The 21,705-nt window shown below is 63.8% G+C and carries 20 protein-coding genes and 1 pseudogene; 17 read left to right on the forward strand and 4 right to left on the reverse strand.

The genetic code is table 11. The annotated features are described in order from the left end of the window. Positions 1-60 precede the first annotated feature (60 nt). The gene (locus tag ACOOEX_RS16385; protein WP_420395832.1) at positions 61-414 is read right to left on the reverse strand and encodes a YraN family protein; all 354 of its coding nucleotides are present in this window, start codon (positions 412-414) and stop codon (positions 61-63) included. Further along, complete coding sequence (gene rsmI, locus ACOOEX_RS16390) at positions 411-1,295, reverse strand: 16S rRNA (cytidine(1402)-2'-O)-methyltransferase (RefSeq protein WP_420395833.1); 885 nt, start codon at positions 1,293-1,295, stop codon at positions 411-413. Before rsmI ends, ACOOEX_RS16385 begins: the two co-directional genes overlap by 4 nt. Positions 1,296-1,381: 86 nt before the next feature. On the opposite strand from rsmI, the gene ACOOEX_RS16395 reads away from it, so the two are divergent. From ACOOEX_RS16395 to murJ, 3 genes are read left to right on the forward strand one after another with little or no spacing between them, the layout of a single operon-like run. Further along, positions 1,382-2,551: a penicillin-binding protein activator gene (locus ACOOEX_RS16395; RefSeq protein WP_420395834.1), complete on the forward strand. Its 1,170-nt coding sequence runs from the start codon at positions 1,382-1,384 to the stop codon at positions 2,549-2,551. Positions 2,552-2,594: 43 nt separating this feature from the next. Further along, positions 2,595-5,342: a [protein-PII] uridylyltransferase gene (locus ACOOEX_RS16400; RefSeq protein WP_420395835.1), complete on the forward strand. Its 2,748-nt coding sequence runs from the start codon at positions 2,595-2,597 to the stop codon at positions 5,340-5,342. Further along, on the forward strand, positions 5,339-6,889 hold the full coding sequence (murJ, locus tag ACOOEX_RS16405) for a murein biosynthesis integral membrane protein MurJ (protein ID WP_420395836.1): 1,551 nt from the start codon (positions 5,339-5,341) through the stop codon (positions 6,887-6,889). Before ACOOEX_RS16400 ends, murJ begins: the two co-directional genes overlap by 4 nt. 120 nt (positions 6,890-7,009) lie before the next feature. Here murJ and ACOOEX_RS16410 read toward each other — a convergent pair whose 3' ends face one another. Next, positions 7,010-7,693, reverse strand: coding sequence for a rhomboid family intramembrane serine protease (locus ACOOEX_RS16410; protein WP_420395837.1), 684 nt, complete (start codon positions 7,691-7,693; stop codon positions 7,010-7,012). Between the two features lie 107 nt (positions 7,694-7,800). Between ACOOEX_RS16410 and trpS the strand changes: the two genes are divergently transcribed. The 3 genes from trpS to ACOOEX_RS16425 all read left to right on the forward strand — a co-directional run bounded on the left by trpS (position 7,801) and on the right by ACOOEX_RS16425 (position 10,486). After that, positions 7,801-8,823 carry a tryptophan--tRNA ligase gene (gene trpS / locus ACOOEX_RS16415; protein WP_420395838.1) on the forward strand — a complete coding sequence of 341 codons (1,023 nt, stop codon included), beginning with the start codon at positions 7,801-7,803 and terminating at the stop codon, positions 8,821-8,823. A gap of 92 nt (positions 8,824-8,915) precedes the next feature. Then, complete coding sequence (locus tag ACOOEX_RS16420; RefSeq protein ID WP_420395839.1) at positions 8,916-9,401, forward strand: VOC family protein; 486 nt, start codon at positions 8,916-8,918, stop codon at positions 9,399-9,401. Positions 9,402-9,622: 221 nt separating this feature from the next. Further along, positions 9,623-10,486, forward strand: coding sequence for a branched-chain amino acid aminotransferase (locus tag ACOOEX_RS16425; RefSeq protein ID WP_420395840.1), 864 nt, complete (start codon positions 9,623-9,625; stop codon positions 10,484-10,486). Here the strand turns inward: ACOOEX_RS16425 and ACOOEX_RS16430 are convergent, their stop codons facing one another. Beyond that, positions 10,487-11,530, reverse strand: coding sequence for an endonuclease/exonuclease/phosphatase family protein (locus tag ACOOEX_RS16430; RefSeq protein ID WP_420395841.1), 1,044 nt, complete (start codon positions 11,528-11,530; stop codon positions 10,487-10,489). It lies immediately after the preceding gene. Between the two features lie 149 nt (positions 11,531-11,679). On the opposite strand from ACOOEX_RS16430, the gene ACOOEX_RS16435 reads away from it, so the two are divergent. The 11 genes and pseudogenes from ACOOEX_RS16435 (at position 11,680) to ACOOEX_RS16485 (ending at position 21,702) form a co-directional block, all read left to right on the forward strand. Beyond that, positions 11,680-12,135, forward strand: a complete 456-nt coding sequence (locus ACOOEX_RS16435) for a universal stress protein (protein ID WP_071689135.1) — start codon at positions 11,680-11,682, stop codon at positions 12,133-12,135. A gap of 81 nt (positions 12,136-12,216) precedes the next feature. Then, complete coding sequence (locus ACOOEX_RS16440) at positions 12,217-12,777, forward strand: NifU family protein (RefSeq protein ID WP_071689136.1); 561 nt, start codon at positions 12,217-12,219, stop codon at positions 12,775-12,777. After that, positions 12,767-13,420 (forward strand): tRNA (adenosine(37)-N6)-threonylcarbamoyltransferase complex dimerization subunit type 1 TsaB, encoded by a 654-nt coding sequence (tsaB, locus tag ACOOEX_RS16445; RefSeq protein ID WP_420395842.1) that lies wholly within the window; start codon positions 12,767-12,769, stop codon positions 13,418-13,420. The genes ACOOEX_RS16440 and tsaB overlap by 11 nt, the downstream gene beginning before the upstream one ends. Further along, positions 13,417-13,842, forward strand: coding sequence for a ribosomal protein S18-alanine N-acetyltransferase (gene rimI / locus ACOOEX_RS16450; protein WP_420395843.1), 426 nt, complete (start codon positions 13,417-13,419; stop codon positions 13,840-13,842). Before tsaB ends, rimI begins: the two co-directional genes overlap by 4 nt. A gap of 124 nt (positions 13,843-13,966) precedes the next feature. Next, on the forward strand, positions 13,967-14,959 hold the full coding sequence (locus ACOOEX_RS16455; RefSeq protein ID WP_420395844.1) for a BMP family lipoprotein: 993 nt from the start codon (positions 13,967-13,969) through the stop codon (positions 14,957-14,959). 163 nt (positions 14,960-15,122) lie between these two features. Then, complete coding sequence (locus tag ACOOEX_RS16460) at positions 15,123-16,667, forward strand: ABC transporter ATP-binding protein (protein WP_306047328.1); 1,545 nt, start codon at positions 15,123-15,125, stop codon at positions 16,665-16,667. After that, positions 16,668-17,756 carry an ABC transporter permease gene (locus ACOOEX_RS16465; protein WP_420395845.1) on the forward strand — a complete coding sequence of 363 codons (1,089 nt, stop codon included), beginning with the start codon at positions 16,668-16,670 and terminating at the stop codon, positions 17,754-17,756. Between the two features lie 3 nt (positions 17,757-17,759). Beyond that, complete coding sequence (locus tag ACOOEX_RS16470; RefSeq protein ID WP_420395846.1) at positions 17,760-18,725, forward strand: ABC transporter permease; 966 nt, start codon at positions 17,760-17,762, stop codon at positions 18,723-18,725. Between the two features lie 70 nt (positions 18,726-18,795). Continuing rightward, positions 18,796-19,596, forward strand: coding sequence for a purine-nucleoside phosphorylase (locus ACOOEX_RS16475; protein ID WP_420395847.1), 801 nt, complete (start codon positions 18,796-18,798; stop codon positions 19,594-19,596). A 94-nt stretch (positions 19,597-19,690) separates the two neighbouring features. Beyond that, a pseudogene (locus tag ACOOEX_RS16480) lies at positions 19,691-20,612 on the forward strand (sulfite exporter TauE/SafE family protein). 166 nt (positions 20,613-20,778) lie between these two features. Further along, positions 20,779-21,702, forward strand: a complete 924-nt coding sequence (locus tag ACOOEX_RS16485; protein WP_306047324.1) for a sulfite exporter TauE/SafE family protein — start codon at positions 20,779-20,781, stop codon at positions 21,700-21,702. Positions 21,703-21,705: the final 3 nt, after the last annotated feature.

Consider the following 21,705-nt stretch of genomic DNA (forward strand, 5'->3'; position numbering starts at 1 on the left):
CCCACGTGTTGCGCATTCATGACCCGTGACGCCGAAAGGTGCAATGCCGTCGATGTGCCCCTATGCACAGAGGACATTCGGCAGAATGTCGATTTCCCCATGATGGTCCAGCAGTGCCACATCGACCCGGCAATCGGTATTGGCACCCGCCGGAAGATGTCCGATAAAGTCTTCGGCACTCCGGTATATGCGATGCAATTGGCGTTGAGACAGGCCTTCGGCGGCCCGCGCATGACTGCGGCTTTTCTTGACCTCGATGAACACAACCGTGCCGTCCTTTTCCGCCACAAGGTCGATCTCCCCGGCCTTGCCGCGCCAACGGCGGGACAGGATCGTATGACCGTCACGCACATATCGACGGGACACCTGGTCTTCTGCCGAAAGCCCGGCATGATAACTGATTGTTCCGCTCATCCATCTTTCTCCAGCGTCAGCGCCGCCTGGTAGACGTCGCGTTTCTTCAGCCCCAGATCGGCAGCGACCTGCGCCGCCGCGTCCTTGACCGACAGTGTCGCCAGCGCCGCGCGCAAAGCGTCTTCCATCGTTTCCACGCTCGCCTGAACCGGTGCGCCCTTGCCGATGACGACGACAATTTCGCCCTTCAAAACCCGATCCGCGATGTTATTTCGAACCTCATCCACGCTGCCGCGCAAGACCTCTTCGAAGCGCTTGGTTAATTCCCGGCACAACGCCATTGGCCGCTCGCCCCCGAAGGTATCGGACAAAACATCTAACAATCGGTGAACGCGACGCGGCGACTCATAAAGAATGATCGTCGCCCCGACCGGCGCAAGATCTGCCAGCCAGCTTGTCATCGCGCCCTTGGCCTGCGGCGGGAAACCCGCGAACAGAAACCGGTCGCTTGGCAGGCCGGACACGCTGAGCGCCGCCAGCACGGCAGAGGCGCCCGGCGCGGCGATCACCGGCAAGCCGTCCTCGATCATGCCACGGGCCAGCTGATAGCCGGGATCGGCCACCAGCGGCGTGCCTGCTTCGGACACATAAGCCACGGATTTTCCCGCCGCGACCATCGCGGCCAGCCTGTCCCGCGCGCCGGGGCCGCTGTGATCGTGATAGGCGATCAGCGGGCGACCGGCGACGGCAAGCCCGTGGATCTCCATCAGCTTGCGGGCAGTGCGGGTATCCTCGGCGGCGATCACATCGGCAGAGGCCAGAATATCCAGTGCCCTCAGGGTGATATCCCGCGCCGCCCCAATCGGCGTTGCCACGAGGTAAAGCCCCGGATCAAGCCGGGAGGCGCGGGGCGCACCGGCGGTTGCAAGCTGATCGGACATGGGCTGGCCTCTTGGCGTTTACTTGTTTCGCGTGACCGCGTAGGGTCCGTCCGACCCAATTTCGAGCCTTCTGGAGACGGCCCCGTATGTTCCCTACTTTCCGCATGTTCCGCAAGTCACGCCGCTTTGTTCTGCTGGCGCTTTGCGCCGGTGTCCTCGCCGCCTGTCAGGTTGGCGTTCCCGGCGGCAGCGGTCCGCGGGTGCGCGCGGGCGCCCCGATTCAGGTCGCGCTGCTGCTGCCCTACGGCTCTGCCAGCGCGGGCGATGAGATCGTGGCCCGCAGCCTGGAAAACGCCGCCCGGCTCGCCGCATCGGAGTTCGAAGGCGTGGAGCTGGAAATCACCGTCTATAATACCGCGGCGGACCCGGCGCAGGCCGCCACGGTGGCGCGACAGGCCATTCAGCAGGGGGCACGGGTCATCGTCGGTCCGTTGCGATCCGATGCCGCGGCGGCCGTGGGGGTCGCGGTCTCGAACAGCAATGTCGCGGTCCTGAGCTTCTCCAACAACACCGAGATCGCAGGCGGCAATGTCTTCGTTCTGGGCCATACGTTCGACAATACCGCCGCCCGGATCGCAAGATATGCCGTGCGCCAGGGCCGCAATCGCATTGTCATTCTGCACGCCCAGAACCTGGCGGGCGAAGTTGCGCGCGACGCGGTGCAACGGGCCGTGGCCAGCACTGGCGGCACCGTCGCGGGCGTAGTCAGCTACGAATTCTCACAGCAAGGCGTGGTGCAGGCGCTGCCCGAGGTGATGTCGACCATCCGCTCCTCTGACGCGACCGGGCTGGTCATCACCGCCGAGGCCTCTGCCGCGCTGCCGCTCTTCGCACAGCTGCTGCCGGAAAACGGGCTGGATACCGAAGAGGTCCGCGTCATGGGCCTGACCCGGTGGGACGTGCCGTCGCAGACGCTGGAACTGTCCGGCCTTCAGGGCGGCTGGTTTGCCCTGCCCGATCCCGATGCCAATGCCGCCTTTGGCGCCCGCTATACCGCCGCCTATGGCGACGCGCCGCATGTGCTGGCCCCGATTGCCTATGACGCCATGCGCGCGATTGCCGAAACCGCTGCCGAGGCCGGTGCGATCGGCGTGACGGAACTGACCGCCTCCTCTGGCTTTGCTGGGGCGAACGGGGTATTCCGCCTGAGAGCCGATGGCACCATCGAACGGGCCATGGCGATCGCAACGGTACTCGAAAACCAGGTTTCCATTATTGACCCTGCACCAGGACGCCTTGGCGCCTCCGGCTTCTGACCGGAACCCGCGCCTTCCCGCCAAAGGAACCGCCTCCGGGGAGATGATCCTTCCCGAGGCGGAGATATTCGACACCGCCGCGATCCGCGCGCGGCTGGATGCCGCCCTTGCCGAGCAGAGCGACGCGAGCAAGATCCGGGCGCTGACCGTCGCCGAACTGCTGGCCGTGCAAAAGACCGGGCGCGCTGCCATCAAGGCGGCCTTCGAGGCAAATCCACTGGTCGCGCGGCGCGTGACGCGAGCCTATGCCTTCCTGACCGATGGAATGGTGACCGAGGCCATTCGTGTCGCCACCACCTATCTGCATCGCAATCCCAACCCGACCGAGGCCGAGCGGCTGGCGGTCATGGCCGTGGGCGGATCGGGGCGCGGGGAGATGGCCCCGTTCTCGGATGTCGATCTGCTGTTCGTGCTGCCTTACAAAATGACCGGATGGGCCGAAAGCGTCATTGAATCCACGCTCTACATCCTGTGGGACCTGCGCCTGAAGGTGGGCCATGCCAGCCGGTCCATCCCCGATTGCCTGCGGCTGGCGAAAGAAGATTTCACGATCCGCACGTCGCTGCTGGAAATGCGTTACCTGACCGGGGATGCCGCCCTTGGTGACCAGTTGCACGACACGCTGCGCGAGCAGCTTTTCGCGGGCACGGCCAGTGAGTTCATCGACGCCAAGCTGGAGGAACGCGCCGAACGGCACAAGCGACAGGGCGGCCAGCGCTACATGGTTGAACCCAATGTCAAAGAGGGCAAGGGGGGGCTGCGCGACCTGCAGACGCTCTACTGGATCGCCAAATATGAACATGGCGTCGATACGGTCGCCGAACTGGTGGAACATGGCGTCTTCCGGCAGGAGGAGTTCAACGCCTTCGACGCCGCCGAGCGGTTTCTCTGGGCCGTCCGCTGCCATATCCACCTGATCGCGGGCCGCGCGCAGGATCAACTTACCTTTGACCTTCAGGTCGAGGTGGCCGCGCGCATCGGCTACACAGATCACAGCGGCCGCCGGGCGGTGGAATATTTCATGCAGGATTATTTCCGCCACGCCACCCGCGTGGGCGAACTGACCCGCATCTTCCTCACCGCGATGGAAGCCGCGCATCTGAAGCCCGAACCCCTGATCATCGGGTTTCTCAAGGGACGCCGCAGGCGCCGCAAGAAGCTGAAACCGAGATACGACGTCAAGCAGGGGCGCCTTGCGGTGGTGGATAATGCTGACTTCCTGTCAGACAAGCTGAATCTTCTGCGGCTGTTCGAGGAAGGGCTGCGCACCGGCTACCTGATCCATCCCGACGCGATGCGGCTGGTCACGGCGAACCTGCATCTCATTGACGACGAGATGCGCAGCGACAAGGAAGCGGTACGCATTTTCCTCGACCTGCTGCTGAAACACGGCAACCCGGAACGGGGCCTCAGACGGATGAACGAGCTTGGGGTGCTGTCGGCCTTCATCCCCGAATTTGCCCCGGTCGTGGCGATGATGCAGTTCAACATGTATCACAGCTATACGGTCGATGAGCACACGATCCAGGTGATCTCCACCCTCGCGCAGATCGAGCGGGAGGAACTGATCGAGGAACTGCCCGTGGCCTCCGGCATTCTCAAGGCGGGCGTCAACCGCAAGGTGCTGTATCTGGCCTGTTTCATCCACGATCTCGGCAAAGGCCGGGACGAGGATCATTCGGTTGTGGGGGCGCAGATCGCCCGCCGCATCTGCCCCCGTCTGGGGTTGAAGGCTGAAGAGTCCGAAACCGTGGAATGGCTGGTGCGTCATCACCTGCTGATGTCCGACATGGCCCAGAAACGCGATATCGGCGACATCCGTACCGTGCGCGATTTTGCCAAGGCGGTGAAGACCAAGACCCGGCTCGATCTGCTGACGGTGCTGACCGTCTGCGACATTCGCGGCGTCGGCCCCAATGTCTGGAACAACTGGAAAGCGACGCTTCTGCGCGGGCTTTACCGGGCCACCGCCGTGGCGCTGGAAACCGGGCTGGAGGACCTCAACCGCGAGAAGCGCGAAGGCGAGGCCAAGAAGGCCCTGCGCGAGCGGCTAGAGGATTGGGACCGCAAGGCCCTGAAGACCGAAACCGACCGGCATTATGGCCCCTACTGGCAGGGGCTGGACACCGAAACTCAGGCGGTCATTGCCGGGCTGTTGCGCGACCTGCCCAACGACGAGATCCGCATCGACACAGCGCAGGATATCGACCGCGACGCAACCCGCGTCTGCTTTGCCCTGGCCGATCACCCCGGCATCTTCTCGCGCCTTGCCGGGGCGCTGAGCCTTGTCGGCGCGAACGTGGTGGATGCACGCACCTACACCACCAAGGACGGCTACGCGACCGCCGTCTTCTGGGTTCAGGATGCCGAGGGTCACCCCTATGAGGCCAGCCGCCTGCCGCGCCTGACCACCATGATCCAGAAGACACTGAGAGGCGAGGTTGTCGCCAGCCAGGCCTTGGACAAGCGCGACAAGATCAAGAAGCGCGAACGCCCCTTCAACGTGCCCACCAACATCACCTTCGACAATGAAGGGTCCGAGATCTACACGATCATCGAGGTCGACACCCGCGACCGGCCCGGCCTGCTGTATGACCTGACCAAGACCCTCGCGGCGTCGAATATCTATATCTCGTCGGCGGTGATCGCGACCTATGGCGCACAGGTGATCGACACGTTCTATGTCAAAGACATGTTCGGGCTGAAGCTGCACGCCAAGCACCGTCAGGACGCGTTGGAGAAGAAGCTGCGAGAGGCCATTGCCCGCGTGGCGGAACGGGCGGGGGCATGAACACGCGGCCCATCCGTCTGCTCAGCGGCATCCTGACCGTGGGCGGCTGGACCATGGTCAGCCGGGTTCTGGGCTTCGTGCGGGAGATCATGCTGACGGCATTGATCGGCCCCGGCCCGGTGATGGACGCCTTCGTTGCCGCCTTCCGCCTGCCCAACCTCTTCCGCCGCTTCTTTGCCGAGGGCGCGTTCAACGCTGCCTTCGTGCCGATGTATTCGAAGAAAGCCGAGGCGGGCGAGGACGCCACGGGCTTTGCCCGCGATGCGCTGTCGGGGCTTGGTTTTGTCGTGCTGCTGCTGGTGGGGCTTGGCATGGTCTTCATGCCCGCGCTTGTCTGGGCCACGGCGGGCGGGTTCGTGGGGGATGAACGCTTCGACATGGCCGTGGGCTTCGGTCACGTCGTCTTTCCCTACATCTTCTTCATGTCGTTGGCGGCGCTTCTGTCCGGGGTGCTGAATTCCCATGGCCGGTTCGCGGCGGCGGCGGCGGCGCCGGTTCTGCTGAATATCTTCGTCATTGCAGCGATGACACTTGGCGCGGTCATGGGCGGCGCGGTCATCACCTGGCTGATCTGGGCCGTTCCGGTTGCAGGTGTGGCACAGTTGGCGCTGGTCTGGGGCGCGGCGGATCGCGCTGGCATCCGCATCCGGCCCGCGCGCCCCCGCTGGACGCCAGAGATGAAACACCTCGTCGTCGTCGGCGTTCCGGCGGCGCTCGCCAACGGGGTGGCACAGATCAACCTGGTGGTGGGGCAGCTTGTAGCGTCATCGACTGAAGGCGCGATCAGTTGGCTCTTTGCAGCCGACCGGCTCTATCAGTTGCCTCTTGGCGTGGTGGGGATCGCCATCGGCATCGTGCTGTTGCCGGAACTGTCACGGCGGCTGAAGGCGGACGACCCCGAGGGCGCGCAGCATTCCCTCTCTCGCGCCTTCGAATTCGCGCTGATCCTTACCCTGCCCTGCGCGGTGGTCTTTTTGCTGATCCCATTGCCCATTGTCTCGGTGCTCTACGAACGCGGCCAGACAGATGCCGCTGACAGCGCTGCCATTGCCGGGGCGCTGGCGATCTACGGGCTCGGCCTGCCAGCCTTCGTCCTGCAAAAGCTGCAACAGCCGGTCTTCTTTGCACGCGAGGATACGGCAACCCCCTTCCGCTACGCGCTTGTCGCCATGGCGATCAATGCGGCGCTGGCCTTCGGGCTGATGCCGGTCATCGGCTGGCTGGCCCCGGCGGTCGCGGCCACCACGGCGGCCTGGGCGATGACCCTGATGCTGTGGCTCGGCGCACGCGGGTTTGGCGAGGCGGTCCGTCTGGACAGCAAGGCCCGTCACGCGGCCCCGCGCATCATGGCTGCATCGCTGATGATGGGGGGCCTGGTCTGGGGACTGGTCTGGCTGCTGTCAGGGGCGTTGCAGACAGATGGGCTGCGCTACGCGGCACTGGCGGGTGTGATCGTGGTCGGGATGCTCTCTTACACGATCTTCGGACAAGTGACCGGCGCGTTCCGGCTGGCGGAGATCAGGGCCAGCCTCAGGCGCAATCGCTGATATCAGGCGCGGGCGCGGGCCGGGGTGCGGGCTGGCGCGGCGCAGCCTCTCCGCCAGAACCGACGCTGAAAGCGCCAGCCCGGGCGGGTGGGTGGGCACCCCGGACCGCGCCCGCCACGCTTACCGCTGGCGCATCCGGTTCAGGATTCGCTGCCAGCCGCCGGGGCTGACCACGAAAGACAGCAGGAACCCGGCCACGAAACCTGACAGATCCGCCACCACATCCCCGTAATTGCCCTGCAAGGTCGCAAAGATCAGCTGGATCGCCAGCAGCATCCCGATAAGCCCGAAGGCGCGCATCTGGTTTTCCCCGGCGACGCCCAGATTGACCCACCGGATAAAGGAAAACGCGCCAATGAGCCCGTAGACACCGGGATAGCCGCCAATCAGCGGATAACCGGAATCGAGCACCAGCACGAAGGCCAGGCCGCCCACAATGGCCGAGACCCAGAAGACCAGCAGGAAGGCCAGCGGCGAAAACACCTCCGCCACCATCTTGCCGATGGCCAGAATGAAGACCACCACGAAGGCCACATGCACGAAGCCTCCATGCAGCAGCGGATAGGCCACGAACCGGGCCAGATGCTGCACCGGATAGCTGCGATTGGCGCGCATCCATTCCCAGACAGAGTCCAGAACCGCGTAATCCTGCATCGCCGCGATGCGCCAGCCGACACCGCCCGCGCCGCCCAGAAGCCCCGCGGTCGCCAGTTGGAACATCACCTCCAGCCCGCCCATCACGACCGCCAGGGCGACCACCACGGGCGGCAGCGCATTGAAGGGGGAGTTACCGCTTGCGTCCATCTTCCCATTGTCCCTTATGTTGACGCGCCTCGCCCCCATGGGTAAGCGAGGCGCGCGCGGTTGACCAGACGCCCTTTTCGCGCGGGGGGCAGGCAAGGATGTTCACGATGAGCGATGCAAAATTCACGCCACGGGTGTTTTCCGGGATCCAGCCCTCGGGCGGGCTGACGCTTGGCAACTACCTCGGTGCCATGAAGCGCTTCGTAGACATGCAGAACGCGGGCACCCATGACTGCATCTATTGCATGGTCGACATGCACGCGATCACCGTCTGGCAGGATCCCGCCGCCCTGACCCGCAACACGCGGGAACTGTGCGCAGGCTTCATCGCCTCTGGCATCGACCCGGAAAAAAGCATCCTGTTCAACCAGAGCCAGGTGCCCGAACACGCACAGCTGGCCTGGGTCTTCAACTGCGTCGCCCGCATGGGCTGGATGGGCCGCATGACCCAGTGGAAGGACAAATCCGGCAAGAACGCCGAAGCCGCCTCGCTCGGGCTGCTTGCCTACCCTGCGCTCATGGCTGCTGATATTCTGGTCTATCACGCCACCCATGTGCCCGTGGGCGAGGACCAGAAACAGCATCTGGAACTGACCCGCGACATCGCCGCGAAATTCAACCATGACTATGGCGTCGAGTTCTTCCCGATAACCGAACCGGTGATCGAAGGCGCGGCGACGCGGGTGATGAACCTGCAGGACGGGACCAAGAAAATGTCGAAATCCGACCCGTCCGACAAGACGCGGATCAACCTGACCGACGACGCCGACGCCATCGCCCGAAAGATCAAGAAGGCCAAGACCGACCCCGACCCGCTGCCCGAAACCGCGGACGGGCTGGAAAACCGCCCCGAGGCGCGCAATCTCGTGAATATCTGGGCAGCTCTGGCCGAGACGACCGTGGACGAGGTTGTGGCGCAGAACGCGGGCAAGATGTTTGGCTATTTCAAGCAGGACCTCGCTGATCTGGCCGTCGAAAAGCTGGCCCCGATCTCGGGCGAAATGGCCCGGCTGATGCAGGACCAAGCCGAGATCGACCGCATCCTGGGCCGCGGGGCCGAGCGGGCACGCGAGATCGCCGCGCCGATCCTGGCGCAGACCTACGATATCGTCGGCATGGTGCGCAGCTAGGTCTCTGCGCAGATCTGCACCGATCCCCTGCGAAAACGGTGAATTCCCCTTTGTCCGGCAGCTCCTATGTTGCCGGACAAAGGAGAAACGCCATGAGTTACACCGCAGACCCCGGCATGGGAATCGGCCATGTCCACCTGAAAGTATCCGACCTTGACCGGTCCATCGCCTTCTATCGCGATGTGATCGGGCTGGAGGTTCAGCAGCGTTACGGCCCCGGCGCGGCGTTTCTGTCGGCAGGGGGCTATCACCATCATCTGGGGCTGAACACCTGGGAAAGCCGGGGCGGCATGCGCCCGCCGCGCGGCACGACCGGGCTTTACCACGTGGCGTTTCTCTTCCCCACACGAGAGGCGCTGGCAAAGGCCGTGGCGCAGGTGGCCGCCGCCGGCGTTCCACTGGTCGGGGCTGCCGATCATGGCGTCAGCGAAGCCGTCTATCTGGAAGACCCGGATGGCAACGGTATTGAGCTTTACCGCGACCGCCCACAGGCGGAGTGGCCGCGCGATGCGGAGGGCAACCTTGAGATGGGCAATGCGCCGCTCGACATGGCGGGGCTTTTGGCACTGGCGGCGTGATCGGGCCCTTTAACCTTTTGGCAGGCTTTCGCGGCGATGATGTCGCCAGTCATGCACGGGAGGAGCCATGGAGACAGCCAAACAACCGCCAGGGGCACCGGGCAAACCGCCTGCAACCGGCTCGGGCGCGCGGCCCGCGCCGATGTCCTATCAGCTCGGATTTACGTCTGGACCTATGACCTAATCTACCCCATGCTGTCGCCAAGAAGGAGGACTCCCCCATGGCGACCGGCAAGAATATCCGCACCTGGTTCGAAGGCAAATGGCATGACGGCAATGTGCCGATCATGAATGCGGCCGATCACGGATCGTGGCTGGGGGGCACGGTATTCGACGGCGCGCGCTATGCCCAAGGGCTGGCCCCCGACCTGCTGGCCCATTGCGAACGGGTGAACCGCTCGGCGCGCGCGCTGATGATGAATCCGACGCATACCGGACAGGAGATCTTCGATATCGTGTGGGAGGGCATCCGGCTCTACCCCGAGGACACGCCGCTCTATATCCGGCCCATGTACTGGACCATCGACGGCGGTTATTCGGCCATCGTGCCGAATGCGGACTCCACCGGGTTCGCGGTCTGTCTGGAGGAAATCCCGCTCTCACCGCCCGATGCCACGGTGCGGCTTGGCACCACCCAGTTCCGCCGCCCGGTTCTGGCCGACAACGTGACCAACGCCAAGGCGGGCTGCCTCTACCCCAACAACGCCCGGATGCTGGCAGAGGTGCGCGCCAAGGGGTTCGATAATGCGCTGGTGGCCGATGCCATGGGCAACGTGGCCGAAAGCGCCACCGCCAATGTCTTCATCGTCAAGGATGGCGTGGTGAAAACGCCCATTCCGAACGGCACTTTCCTGTCAGGCATCACCCGCGCCCGCCATATCAAGAACCTGCGCGCCGCAGGCCATGAGGTGCGCGAAGAGGTGATGAGCTTTGACGACGTGCGCGCCGCAGACGAGGTCTTCCTGTCGGGCAACATGTCCAAGGTCACGCCCGTGGTGGAGTTCGACGGCACCAATTACCAGGTCGGCCCGGTCACGCGCGAGGCGCTGAAGCTCTACTGGGACTGGGCCAAGTCAGAAGGCTGATCACCCCGTAAAGCGCCTCAGGTAATCGTCGGAATAATCAACCTCCAGTTCGATCCAGATCGGCAGGTGGTCCGACATCTCGTAGGTGGTCCAGCCTTTGTAGGATCGGTCCCAATTGGCATAGGGCTCGCCCCGCATTGCCTCGGCATGGGGCTGGTAGTGATCCGCATCCTCGTTCCGGAAGACAGCCCCGCGCCAGTCGAAACTGCCCTTGGCCAGAAGCCGCGTTTTCACGTCCTCCTTGGTGAAGGCGATCTGGTCGTAGTGTTTCGTTCCGCCCAGGTTGGTCGCCCCGAACAGAGGCACATGCAATCCCTCGTCGGTCATCGCCTGCATGATCGGATCGCCCGCCGCCTCGATATTCATGTCGCCGAGCAGCACATGTACCTCATCGGTCTGTTCCGACCGGCGCGCCAGAACCTTTGATATCGCCCGGATTTCAGCGGCCCTGAGCGCGTGATCCGCCGCGCTGCTACCGCCATAGAGGATATGCGCACTACAGAGCGTGAAGCGGAACCAGCCCGCCTGAAACGACGCGAAAAAGGGCGAGCGGGCAATCTGTCGGCCCTCGATCAGCGCCTCTTCCGGCAGCACCAGTTCCCCGATCAGGTTCTTGAACCGCACCCGGTTGCGGTCATAAAGAAAGGCCATGCGCTCGTTATTGCCGGGGCCGCCTTCAGTCACGTCATTGACGAAGTAATCCCAATTGGGGCCAAGCAGCCGGACCAGCCGTTCCAGCGGTTTGAGGTCCTGCTTTACCTCCTGCACTGCGCAGATATCGAAGCTGTCGATGATCTCGGCGATGTAATGATAGCTCTCATCCATGCGCGGGCGGCCATCGTCGAAGGCGCGGATGTTCCACGATCCGATGATCAGCGAATTCGCCCGCCGCCGCCCGGTGATCCGGTCGCGCAGATGGGTCCGCAGCTCCAGCAGGCGCGAGGCGATCCACTCGGCCTTGCCGGGGTAATCGACATCACGCCCGGCGGCGCGGGCGGCCTCTTCGGCGCGCCGATAATCCTTGAGGGTGTGATAGAAGGCCATGTCCGGTCCCCCGCATGAACGCCGTCGATAAATGCCGAAAGGTTAACACAGACCGGCGAACAAGTGGTTAACAAGAGCTTGCAAAACCCGCTGTTGCCTGCGCCCCTCACCTCGGTCATGATGGCCTGCGGTGACTATGGGAGAGGTCCATGCGCAAGTTTCTGGTTATCCTCGATGATTCCCGCGAATGCCTGAACGCCATGCGTTTCGCGGCAATGCGGGCCGCGAATACGGGGGGCGGTGTGCAGATCCTGTCGGTGATTCCCCCCGATGAATTCAACCACTGGATCGGCGTGGGCGAGGTCATGCGCGCCGAAGCGCGCGAACGGATCGAGGCGCATTTCAACGTCTTCGCCAAGTGGATGCGCGACAAGCAGGGCGTCGACCCGGAACTGGTTGTCCGTGAGGGAGAGCCGATTGACGAAATTCTGAGCCAGGTCAACGAGGACCGGGAAATCGGCGTGATCGTTCTGGGGGCCGGGACCGGTCGCAAGGGGCCGGGGCCGCTGGTCACCGCCCTGTCGAAAACCGCGGGCACCCTGCCGATTCCGATGACCATCGTGCCCGGTGAGCTGTCGAAGGAGCAGCTTGAGGCGATCACCTGAGCCTCAGATTAGAACCGTTCCAATTCTTGACTTCCCCGGTCGGGATAAGCATATCAGTGCAAAGCCGCGAAGGAGCGCAAGATGTTCATCCAGACCGAATCCACCCCGAACCCCGCCACGCTGAAATTCCTGCCCGGATTGCAGGTTCTTGAAAGTGGCACAGCGGATTTCCCGGCGGCGGACAGCGCTGGCAGTTCTCCGCTGGCGACCCGCATTTTCGGCGTGTCCGGTGTGGCTGGCGTGTTCCTGGGCACCGATTTCGTGACCGTGACCAAAGCCGCCGATGTGGAATGGGACCACGTGAAGCCCGCCATTCTGGGCGCGATCATGGAACATTTCCAGTCCGGAGCGCCGGTGATGGAGGGCGACGGCGCAGCCGGTGGCCATGCCGAGCATAGCGGCGAGGATGCCGAGATCGTCGGTCAGATCAAGGAATTACTGGATACGCGCGTGCGCCCCGCCGTGGCGCAGGATGGGGGCGACATCACCTTCCACGGGTTTGATCGCGGCATCGTCTACCTGCATATGCAGGGGGCCTGCGCCGGTTGCCCCTCGTCCACCGTGACGCTGAAAATGGGCATCGAGAACCTGCTGCGCCATTACATCCCCGAAGTGATCGAGGTGCGCCCGGTTGCCGTCTGACGCGCTGATCCTTGCCTTTGACACATCGGCCGCGCATTGCGCGGCCGCTTTGCTGTCGGGCGACCGGGTGCTGGCCGCGCGGCACGAAGAGATGGGCAAGGGCCAGGCAGAACGGTTGATGCCTCTGGTTCAGGAGGTGCTGGCAGAGGCTGGTGTCGCCCTGCCCGATCTGTCCGCCATCGGCGTCGGTATCGGCCCCGGCAACTTCACCGGCATCCGCATCTCCGTCGCCGCCGCGCGGGGGCTCGCCCTGTCGCTTGGCATTCCCACCATTGGCGTGTCGCTGCTGGACTGCCTCGCGCTCGGGGCCGAGGGGCCTGTGCTGGCCTGCCTCGACGCGCGCCGCGATCACCTGTATTTGCAGCGCTCCGCCGAAGGGGCTGGAAAAGGCCCGGCCCTGGTGCCGTTTGATGCAGTGTCGGAGTGGGCGCTGCCCGGCCTCACCTGTGTTGGTCAACGGGCGGAGGAGGTGGCCGAGCGGATCGGCGCGACCCACGCGCCTGCGGCCTTTGCCCCGGCTTCTGCCATCGCGCGCATCGCCGCGACCCGCTGGCAAACACCCCAACCGCGCCCTGCCCCGCTCTATATCCGCTCACCCGACGCGGCCCCCGCCCGCGACACCGGGCCTGTCATGCTACCATGACCCCGGCTGACCTTGCCCGCATCCACGCCGCCAGCTTCACCACCCCAAGGCCGTGGAGCGCGGTGGAGCTGAAGGCTTTTCTCTCAGACCCGCTATGCGACCTGATCGAAGGCGACGGCGGCTTTGCCCTGATCCGCACCATCGCGGGCGAGGCAGAGCTGCTGACCATAGCGGTAACCCCGGATCGCAGGGGCCATGGAATTGGGAAAGCGATTCTCTTGCAGGCTCTGGACCGCGCCAGAACGCGCGGAGCCAAGCAGATATTCCTTGAAGTCGCCGCCGACAATCAGGCCGCGATCCGCCTTTATGAAACCGCCGGATTCGTACAAACGGGCCAACGTCCACAATACTATCGCAAACCCGATGGAACCCGCGTCGATGCCGTGCTCATGGCGCTGCCTTTGCCGGCATCAGGCGGTTGACGCGAGAATACGGTTGACCCCGTGCGCGGGCTTTGCCCTTATTCAGCATGGGATCTTTCAACTTTTTCCAGGCCGGGCGCATCACCCAAAGAATGCCCCGCCATAATCCAACCGGGAGAGACACATGACTCTTTTCAAGACATTCTATGGCACCGTTGCGGCCCTTGCGATCACCGCCACCGGTGCGCTGGCCGATCCGGCGATCATCTTCGACCTCGGCGGCAAGTTCGACCGCTCGTTCAACGAAGCGGCGTTCAACGGTGCGGAACAGTGGGCCGAGGAAACCGGCGGCTCCTATCGCGAGATCGAGCTGCAGTCCGACGCACAGCGTGAACAGGCGATGCGCCGTCTTGCAGAAGCCGGTGCGAACCCCGTCGTGATGGCAGGCTTCAGCCAGGCGTCCTCGCTGGAGGTTGTGGCCCCAGACTATCCCGACACCACCTTCGTGATCATCGACGGTGTGGTCGATGCGCCAAACGTGCGCTCGGTGATCTTCTCGGAACATGAAGGCTCGTACCTTGTCGGCATGCTGGCGGGTCTGGCATCGGAAACCGGCACCGTCGGTTTCGTGGGCGGCATGGACATTCCGCTGATTTCCCGCTTCGGCTGCGGCTATGCGCAAGGTGTGCGCGCGGTGAACCCCGAGGCGACCATCATCCAGAACATGACCGGCACCACCCCGGCGGCCTGGAACGACCCGGTGCGCGGCGGTGAACTGACCCGTGCCCAGGTGGCACAGGGCGCCGACGTGGTCTTCGCCGCCGCTGGCGGCACCGGGCTTGGTGTTCTGCAAACCGCCGAAGACGAGGGCATCCTGTCGATCGGCGTGGACAGCAACCAGAACTACCTGCACCCCGGTTCGGTCCTGACCTCGATGCTCAAGCGCGTCGACGTGGCCGTCTATGATGCGTTCAGCACTCCGGTCGACGAGATCGAAACCGGCATCCATGTCTTCGGCCTGGCCGAGGACGGCGTGGGCTACGCGCTGGACGAGCACAATGCCGACCTGATCACCGAAGACATGATCGCACAGGTGGATGCCGCCCGTGCCGCCATCATCGCCGGTGAGATCTCGGTGCATAACTACACCGAAGACGGCATGTGCCCCGTCGAGTAAACCGGTGACAGGCTGATCAAGCCCGACGGGCCGCCCCGACAGGTGGCCCGTCTTCTTTTCCAGGGGCAGTGACTGGACAGACGCCCCGGCTTTGGTCACAGTTTCCCAATTACGCCCGCATTTCGTGGCGACCCAATGAAAAACAAAAGGGACAGGCTGCCGCATGACAGACACAGAACCCTATGCCATCGAACTGAAGGGCATCTCCAAGGCCTTCGGTCCGGTGCAGGCCAACAAGGATATTTCCCTGCATGTCCGCAAAGGCACGATCCACGGGATCGTCGGCGAGAACGGGGCGGGAAAATCGACGCTGATGTCGATCCTCTACGGGTTTTACAAGGCCGATGCCGGTGAGATCCTGATCAACGGCCAGCCCACCCCGATCCCCGATAGCCAGGCTGCGATCCGCGCCGGTATCGGGATGGTCCACCAGCATTTCAAGCTGGTCGAGAATTTTACCGTGGTCGAGAACGTGATCCTTGGGGCCGAAGACGGCGCGATGCTGCAACCCTCGATCACCAAGGCGCGGCGCATCCTCAAGGAACTGTCGGACGAATACGAACTGCATGTGGACCCGGATTCGGTGATTGAGGAGATTTCGGTCGGCCATCAGCAGCGGGTCGAAATCCTTAAACAGCTTTATCGTCACGCCGATATCCTGATCCTCGATGAACCCACGGGCGTGCTGACACCCGCCGAGGCCGACCACTTGTTCCGCATCCTCAACGGGCTTAAGGAACAGGGCAAGACGATCATCCTGATCACCCACAAGCTGCGCGAGATCATGGAGGTAACCGATACGGTATCCGTGATGCGACGGGGCGAGATGACCGCGACCGTTCAGACCGCCGACACCAGCCCCGAGGAACTGGCGGAACTGATGGTGGGCCGCAAGGTGCTGTTGCGCGTCGACAAGGCCCCCGCCAATCCGGGCGAGGTGGTGCTGGACGTAAAAGACCTGCGGGCCAATGACGATCAGAAGGTCGAACGGCTGAAAGGCATCTCGTTGCAGATCCGGGCGGGCGAGATCCTTGGCATCGCGGGGGTGGCGGGCAATGGCCAGTCGGAACTGCTAGAGGTTCTGGGCGGCATGATCGCCGCAACCGGTGGCAGCATCGCGGTGAATGGCGAACAGATCGACCTGACGGGCGCCTATTCAGACGGGCAGAGCCGCCGGGCACGTGGAATCGCCCATGTGCCCGAGGACCGGCAGCGCGAAGGGCTGATCATGCCCTTCATGGCGTGGGAAAACATGGGCTTCGGCTATCACCACGATCCGAAATACCAGAAGAACCGCCTGTTCATGGACAATGCGGCGCTGAAGCAGGACACCGCCGAGAAGATGGAACGCTTCGACGTGCGCCCGCCCAATCCGTTTCTGGAGGCGAAGAACTTTTCCGGCGGGAACCAGCAAAAGATCGTCGTGGCGCGCGAGATCGAGCGCAATCCCGACCTGTTGCTGATCGGGCAGCCGACGCGGGGTGTCGATATCGGTGCCATCGAATTCATCCACAAGCAGATCATCGCCCTGCGCGACGAAGGCAAGGCGATCCTGCTGGTCTCGGTGGAGTTGGATGAGATCATGTCGCTGTCCGATCGCATCGCCGTCATGTTCGATGGCCATATCATGGGCGAACGCCTGCCCTCGGAGACCGACGAAGGTGAATTGGGCCTCTTGATGGCCGGTGTAAGCAAGGGGGCTGCGTAAATGGACAAGATGCCAAGATGGGCCGATGTCGCCCTGATCCCCTTCATCAACCTGCTGCTGGCACTGGTCGTGTCGGGGCTGGTGGTACTCTATATCGGGGAAAGCCCGTTGGAGGCGATGGCGATCATGGTGCGCGGCTCGGTCGGGTCGGCCTATGGTTGGGGATATACGCTGTATTACGCCACCAATTTCATCTTCACCGGGCTGGCGGTTGCGGTGGCCTTCCACGCGCGGATGTTCAATATCGGCGGCGAGGGTCAGGCCGCCCTTGGCGGGCTTGGCGTGGCCGTTGTCTGCCTGTCGATCCCGTGGCCGCACTGGAGCCTTGCCCTGCTCGGGGCGATTGCCGGGGCCGCCGCTTTTGGGGCGGCATGGGCCGCAATCCCGGCTTACCTGCAAGCCAAGCGGGGCAGCCATATCGTGATCACCACGATCATGTTCAACTTCATCGCTTCGGCGCTGCTGGTCTACCTTCTGGTCAATGTCTTTCGTGTACCCGGGTCCATGGCGCCTGAAACCGCGCGATTTGCAGAGGCCACGCATCTGCCCAATGCCTACGACATCGCCCCCTGGCTTGGCTTCAGCCGGTCGACGCCGCTGAACGTGTCGTTCGTCGTGGCGCTTCTGGCCTGCGTCGGTGTCTGGCTGCTGATCTGGAAGACCCGGCTCGGCTATGAAATACGCGCCTATGGTCATTCCCAGAGCGCAGCCGTCTATGCCGGGATCAACCCGGTGCGGATCATCATGATCTCGATGCTGATTTCCGGCGGGCTGTCCGGGATGATGGCGATCAATGGCGTGATGGGAGAGGCCGAACGGCTGGTGATCGACCCGGTTCAGGGCGCGGGTTTCGTGGGCATCGCGGTGGCACTGATGGGCCGGTCGCACCCGATCGGGGTGTTCCTCGCGGCGCTGCTGTTCGGGATGCTCTACCAGGGCGGGGCCGAGCTGGAATTCGAAATGCCCGCCGTCAGCCGCGAGATGCTGCTGGTCATTCAGGCGCTTGTGATCCTGTTCACCGGCGCGCTGGACAATATGGTGCGCGCACCCGTGGAACGCCTGTTCCTGGCGATGCGGAAAGGGAGCTGATCCATGGATTTTGCAACTCTCATCCAGCTTCTCGACAGTTCCATCCGGCTGGCCACACCGCTGCTGCTGGCCTGTCTGGCAGGGCTCTATTCCGAACGCGCCGGGATTTTCGATATCGGTCTGGAAGGCAAGATCCTGATCTCGGCCTTCTTCTCGGCCTCGGTCGCGTTCACGACCGGCAATGTCTGGCTTGGCCTACTGGCGGGCGTCGCGTCCTCCATGGTCTTTGCGCTGCTTCACGGGGTGGCGTCGATCACATTCCGCGGCAACCAGCTGATTTCCGGTGTTGCGATCAACTTCCTTGCCGCGGGGATGACCGTAGTGGTCAGCGACAGCTGGTTCTCGCTTGGCGGTCGGACACCGCAGCTCGAGACCTCTGGCCGGTTCCAGAACATCACCCTGCCCTTTGCGGAACAGCTGCAGGGCGTGCCGATCCTCGGGCCGATCTATCACGACCTGATCTCGGGCCATTCCATCCTTGTCTACGCGGCCTTCCTGATCGTGCCGCTGACCTGGTGGCTGCTGTTCCGCACCCGGTTCGGCCTTCGGCTGCGCGCCGTGGGGGAAAACCCGGCGGCGGTGGATACGGCAGGCATCTCGGTGGTGCGGATGCGCTTTACGGCGGTGCTGATCTGCGGCGTGCTGTGCGGCATCGCCGGCGCCTATCTGTCAACCAGCCTGTCGGCAGGCTTCGTGCGCGAGATGAGCGCGGGCCGGGGCTTCATCGCGCTGGCGGCTCTGATCTTCGCCAAGTGGCGGCCGTGGTATGCGCTGATGGCCTGTTTACTGTTCGGGCTTCTGGATGCGACGGGCAGCCTGTTTCAGAATATCCGGCTTCTGGGCGTCAGCGTGCCGGTGCAGTTCATGCAGGCACTGCCCTATATCCTGACCGTGGTGATCCTGGCGGGCTTCGTCGGCAAGGCCATTCCACCGCGCGCCGGTGGGGAACCCTACGTGAAAGAGCGCTGAGGCGCCGAGTGGGCGCGACGGGGAAGGATCTTGCAAAATCCTTCCCCCCGCTCGTTGAAAGGAAATGCCCATGTCTGATGTCGCCGCACTTGTCGATCTGATCCAGTCCCGCGCCGGAACCGAGCCTGTTGCCATCGGTCTGATCCTGGGTTCTGGCCTGGGGCACCTGGCCGAAGCCGTGGACGGCACCGCCATCGACTATGCCGACCTGCCGGGGTTTCCCCACGCGGGCGTGTCCGGCCACAACCCCAAGCTGGTCATCGGTGATCTGGAAGGCACCCGCGTCGCCGTCTTCGGGGGCCGCGCGCATTACTACGAAAGCGGCCGGGGCGACGCGATGCGCCTGCCGCTGGAGGTGCTGACCGCGCTTGGGGCGGAGGCGCTGATTGCCACCAATGCGGCGGGGTCGATGCGCGCAGACATCCAGCCCGGCGACCTGATGCTACTGAATGACCACATCAACTTTTCCGGCCTCAACCCGCTGATCGGGGAACCGTCGGACCGGCGCTTCGTGCCGATGAAGGACGCCTATGATCCCGGCATCCGCGCGGCTCTGAAACAGGCGGCTAAGGACGAGAACATCGCCCTCGCCGAGGGGGTCTATGCCTGGTATTCCGGCCCCTCCTTCGAAACACCGGCCGAGATCCGCGCGATCCACATGCTTGGGGCGGACGCGGTTGGCATGTCCACCGTGCCAGAGGTCATCCTCGCCCGGTTCCTGGGCCTCAAGGCCGCTGCGATTTCAACCGTGACCAACATGGCAGCCGGTCTCAGCGACGAGGCGATCAGCCACGAACATACAAAGGCCATGGCCCCCCTGGGCGCCGCGAAACTGGAAAAGATCCTGCGCCGGTACCTGCGCCAGCGCTGAGCCCGCCTGTTCCGATCTGTCGCAGGGAGGCCCGTGGATTCCGTCCGATCACAGGCGTAAGGGGCGATATCCCCACCGAAAGCCCCCGCGCCCCATGCAAATCTACCTTCCCATTGCCGAAGTCAGCGTAAACGCCTTCCTGCTGCTTGGTATCGGTGGCGTGGTCGGCGTGCTGTCCGGCATGTTTGGCGTCGGCGGCGGGTTCCTGATCACGCCGCTTCTGTTCCTGGCGGGCATTCCGCCCGTGGTGGCCGTGGCGACCTCTGCCAACCAGATCGTGGCGTCGTCAATCTCGGGTGTCATCAGCCATTTCCAGCGCCGTACCGTCGATATCCGGATGGGCGCGGTTCTGCTGGCGGGCGGGTTGCTGGGGTCGGCCATTGGAGTGCAGGTCTTCTCGGCCCTGCGGGCGGTCGGTCAGGTCGATCTGCTGGTCAGGCTTTGCTATGTCGTCTTCCTTGGCGCGATCGGGGCGATGATGTTCATCGAAAGCCTGAATGCCATCCGCGCCTCGAAACGCAGAGATGACCGCCCCCCCCGTCGCGCGACGTCAGCGCAACTGGGTGCATGCGATGCCCTTCAAGATGCGCTTCCGCACCTCGGGGCTCTATATTTCGGCCCTGCCGCCGCTGCTGGTCGGCGGCGCGGTCGGCATCCTGTCGGCGATCATGGGCGTGGGCGGCGGGTTCATCATGGTGCCCGCGATGATCTATATCCTCGGCATGCCCACCAAGGTGGTGATCGGCACCTCGCTGTTTCAGATCATCTTCGTCACCGCCTTCACCACGCTGATGCACGCGACAAGCAGCCATTCGGTCGATATGGTTCTGGCGCTGCTGCTGATCTTCGGCGGGGTTCTTGGCGCACAGGTCGGCGCGCGGATCGGCGTCAGGCTGAAGGCCGAACAGTTGCGGATTCTGCTGGCGATGCTGGTGTTGGCGGTCAGCGTCAAGATCGGGCTGGAACTGGTCATCCGCCCTGGCGAGCTTTACGGAATATCGGTCACTCTGGACTGAGCCGATTGGCACGCTGGCTCTGGACGGATCGAGGCCAGTGATTCACTATACTGACAGTCGCTTACTGTTCCGATCTGTCGCACCCCTGCCGGGCGGGGTGAAGGCTGGCCATTACGCGGACCGGGCAGTAAGACAGGCTACAACCTCAGGAGGCATTTGTCGGACCATGCAGATCTACCTGCCCATTGCGGAAGTCAGTGTAAACGCTTTCCTTCTGCTTGGGCTTGGCGGTCTGGTCGGCATCCTGTCGGGCATGTTCGGGGTTGGCGGCGGCTTCCTGCTGACACCGCTTCTGTTCTTCATCGGCATCCCCCCCGCCGTCGCTGTGGCGACCGAGGCCAACCAGATCGTGGCCTCGTCCTTCTCTGGCGTTCTGGCGCATTTCAAGCGAAAGACGGTGGATCTCCGAATGGGGGTCGTGCTGCTGATCGGCGGTCTTGCGGGGGCCGCGCTCGGGGTGCAGGTGTTCAACGCTTTGCGCGCCATCGGTCAGGTCGATCTGCTGGTCCGGCTGTGCTACGTCGTCTTCCTTGGCATCATCGGCGCGCTGATGTTCGTCGAAAGCCTGCGCGCCATCCGCCGGTCCAAGGCCACGGCCGGCGCCCCGCCGCCGCGCCGCCATCATCGCGGCTGGATCCATGCGCTGCCCTTCAAGATGCGCTTCCGCACCTCGGGGCTGTACCTGTCGGTCATTCCACCGCTGCTGGTCGGGCTGTTCGTGGGCATCCTGGCGGCGATCATGGGCGTGGGCGGCGGTTTCATCATGGTGCCCGCGATGATCTATATTCTGGGCATGCCGACCAAGGTCGTGGTGGGCACGTCGCTGTTCCAGATCATCTTCGTCACCGCCTTTTCGACGCTGTTGCACGCCACCACCAACTATACGGTGGACATGATCCTTGCCGTCCTGCTGCTGATCGGCGGGGTCGTCGGTGCGCAGGTCGGCGCGCGGATCGGCGTCAAGCTGAAGGCCGAACAGTTGCGCATCCTGCTGGCGATCATGGTGCTTGGGGTGTGCGGAAAACTGGCGCTCGACCTGCTGCTGCAACCGTCGGAGCTTTTCACATTGGGGGCGGCGTCGGGACATTGAAAC

Source organism: Nioella sp., assembly GCF_965215655.1.
GTDB lineage: Bacteria > Pseudomonadota > Alphaproteobacteria > Rhodobacterales > Rhodobacteraceae > Nioella.

Excerpts from the sequence above, each read along its gene's own strand:
- ACOOEX_RS16440 (WP_071689136.1), top strand. The coding sequence starts at position 12,217 with ATGTTCATCCAGACCGAATCCACCCCGAACCCCGCCACGCTGAAATTC.
- rimI (WP_420395843.1), top strand. The coding sequence starts at position 13,417 with ATGACCCCGGCTGACCTTGCCCGCATCCACGCCGCCAGCTTCACCACC.
- ACOOEX_RS16385 (WP_420395832.1), bottom strand. The coding sequence starts at position 414 with ATGAGCGGAACAATCAGTTATCATGCCGGGCTTTCGGCAGAAGACCAG.
- ACOOEX_RS16430 (WP_420395841.1), bottom strand. The coding sequence starts at position 11,530 with ATGGCCTTCTATCACACCCTCAAGGATTATCGGCGCGCCGAAGAGGCC.
- ACOOEX_RS16465 (WP_420395845.1), top strand. The coding sequence starts at position 16,668 with ATGGACAAGATGCCAAGATGGGCCGATGTCGCCCTGATCCCCTTCATC.
- ACOOEX_RS16485 (WP_306047324.1), top strand. The coding sequence starts at position 20,779 with ATGCAGATCTACCTGCCCATTGCGGAAGTCAGTGTAAACGCTTTCCTT.
- ACOOEX_RS16400 (WP_420395835.1), top strand. The coding sequence starts at position 2,595 with ATGATCCTTCCCGAGGCGGAGATATTCGACACCGCCGCGATCCGCGCG.
- rsmI (WP_420395833.1), bottom strand. The coding sequence starts at position 1,295 with ATGTCCGATCAGCTTGCAACCGCCGGTGCGCCCCGCGCCTCCCGGCTT.
- ACOOEX_RS16395 (WP_420395834.1), top strand. The coding sequence starts at position 1,382 with ATGTTCCCTACTTTCCGCATGTTCCGCAAGTCACGCCGCTTTGTTCTG.
- ACOOEX_RS16410 (WP_420395837.1), bottom strand. The coding sequence starts at position 7,693 with ATGGACGCAAGCGGTAACTCCCCCTTCAATGCGCTGCCGCCCGTGGTG.
- ACOOEX_RS16475 (WP_420395847.1), top strand. The coding sequence starts at position 18,796 with ATGTCTGATGTCGCCGCACTTGTCGATCTGATCCAGTCCCGCGCCGGA.
- ACOOEX_RS16455 (WP_420395844.1), top strand. The coding sequence starts at position 13,967 with ATGACTCTTTTCAAGACATTCTATGGCACCGTTGCGGCCCTTGCGATC.
- murJ (WP_420395836.1), top strand. The coding sequence starts at position 5,339 with ATGAACACGCGGCCCATCCGTCTGCTCAGCGGCATCCTGACCGTGGGC.
- trpS (WP_420395838.1), top strand. The coding sequence starts at position 7,801 with ATGAGCGATGCAAAATTCACGCCACGGGTGTTTTCCGGGATCCAGCCC.
- ACOOEX_RS16470 (WP_420395846.1), top strand. The coding sequence starts at position 17,760 with ATGGATTTTGCAACTCTCATCCAGCTTCTCGACAGTTCCATCCGGCTG.
- ACOOEX_RS16460 (WP_306047328.1), top strand. The coding sequence starts at position 15,123 with ATGACAGACACAGAACCCTATGCCATCGAACTGAAGGGCATCTCCAAG.
- ACOOEX_RS16435 (WP_071689135.1), top strand. The coding sequence starts at position 11,680 with ATGCGCAAGTTTCTGGTTATCCTCGATGATTCCCGCGAATGCCTGAAC.
- ACOOEX_RS16420 (WP_420395839.1), top strand. The coding sequence starts at position 8,916 with ATGAGTTACACCGCAGACCCCGGCATGGGAATCGGCCATGTCCACCTG.
- ACOOEX_RS16425 (WP_420395840.1), top strand. The coding sequence starts at position 9,623 with ATGGCGACCGGCAAGAATATCCGCACCTGGTTCGAAGGCAAATGGCAT.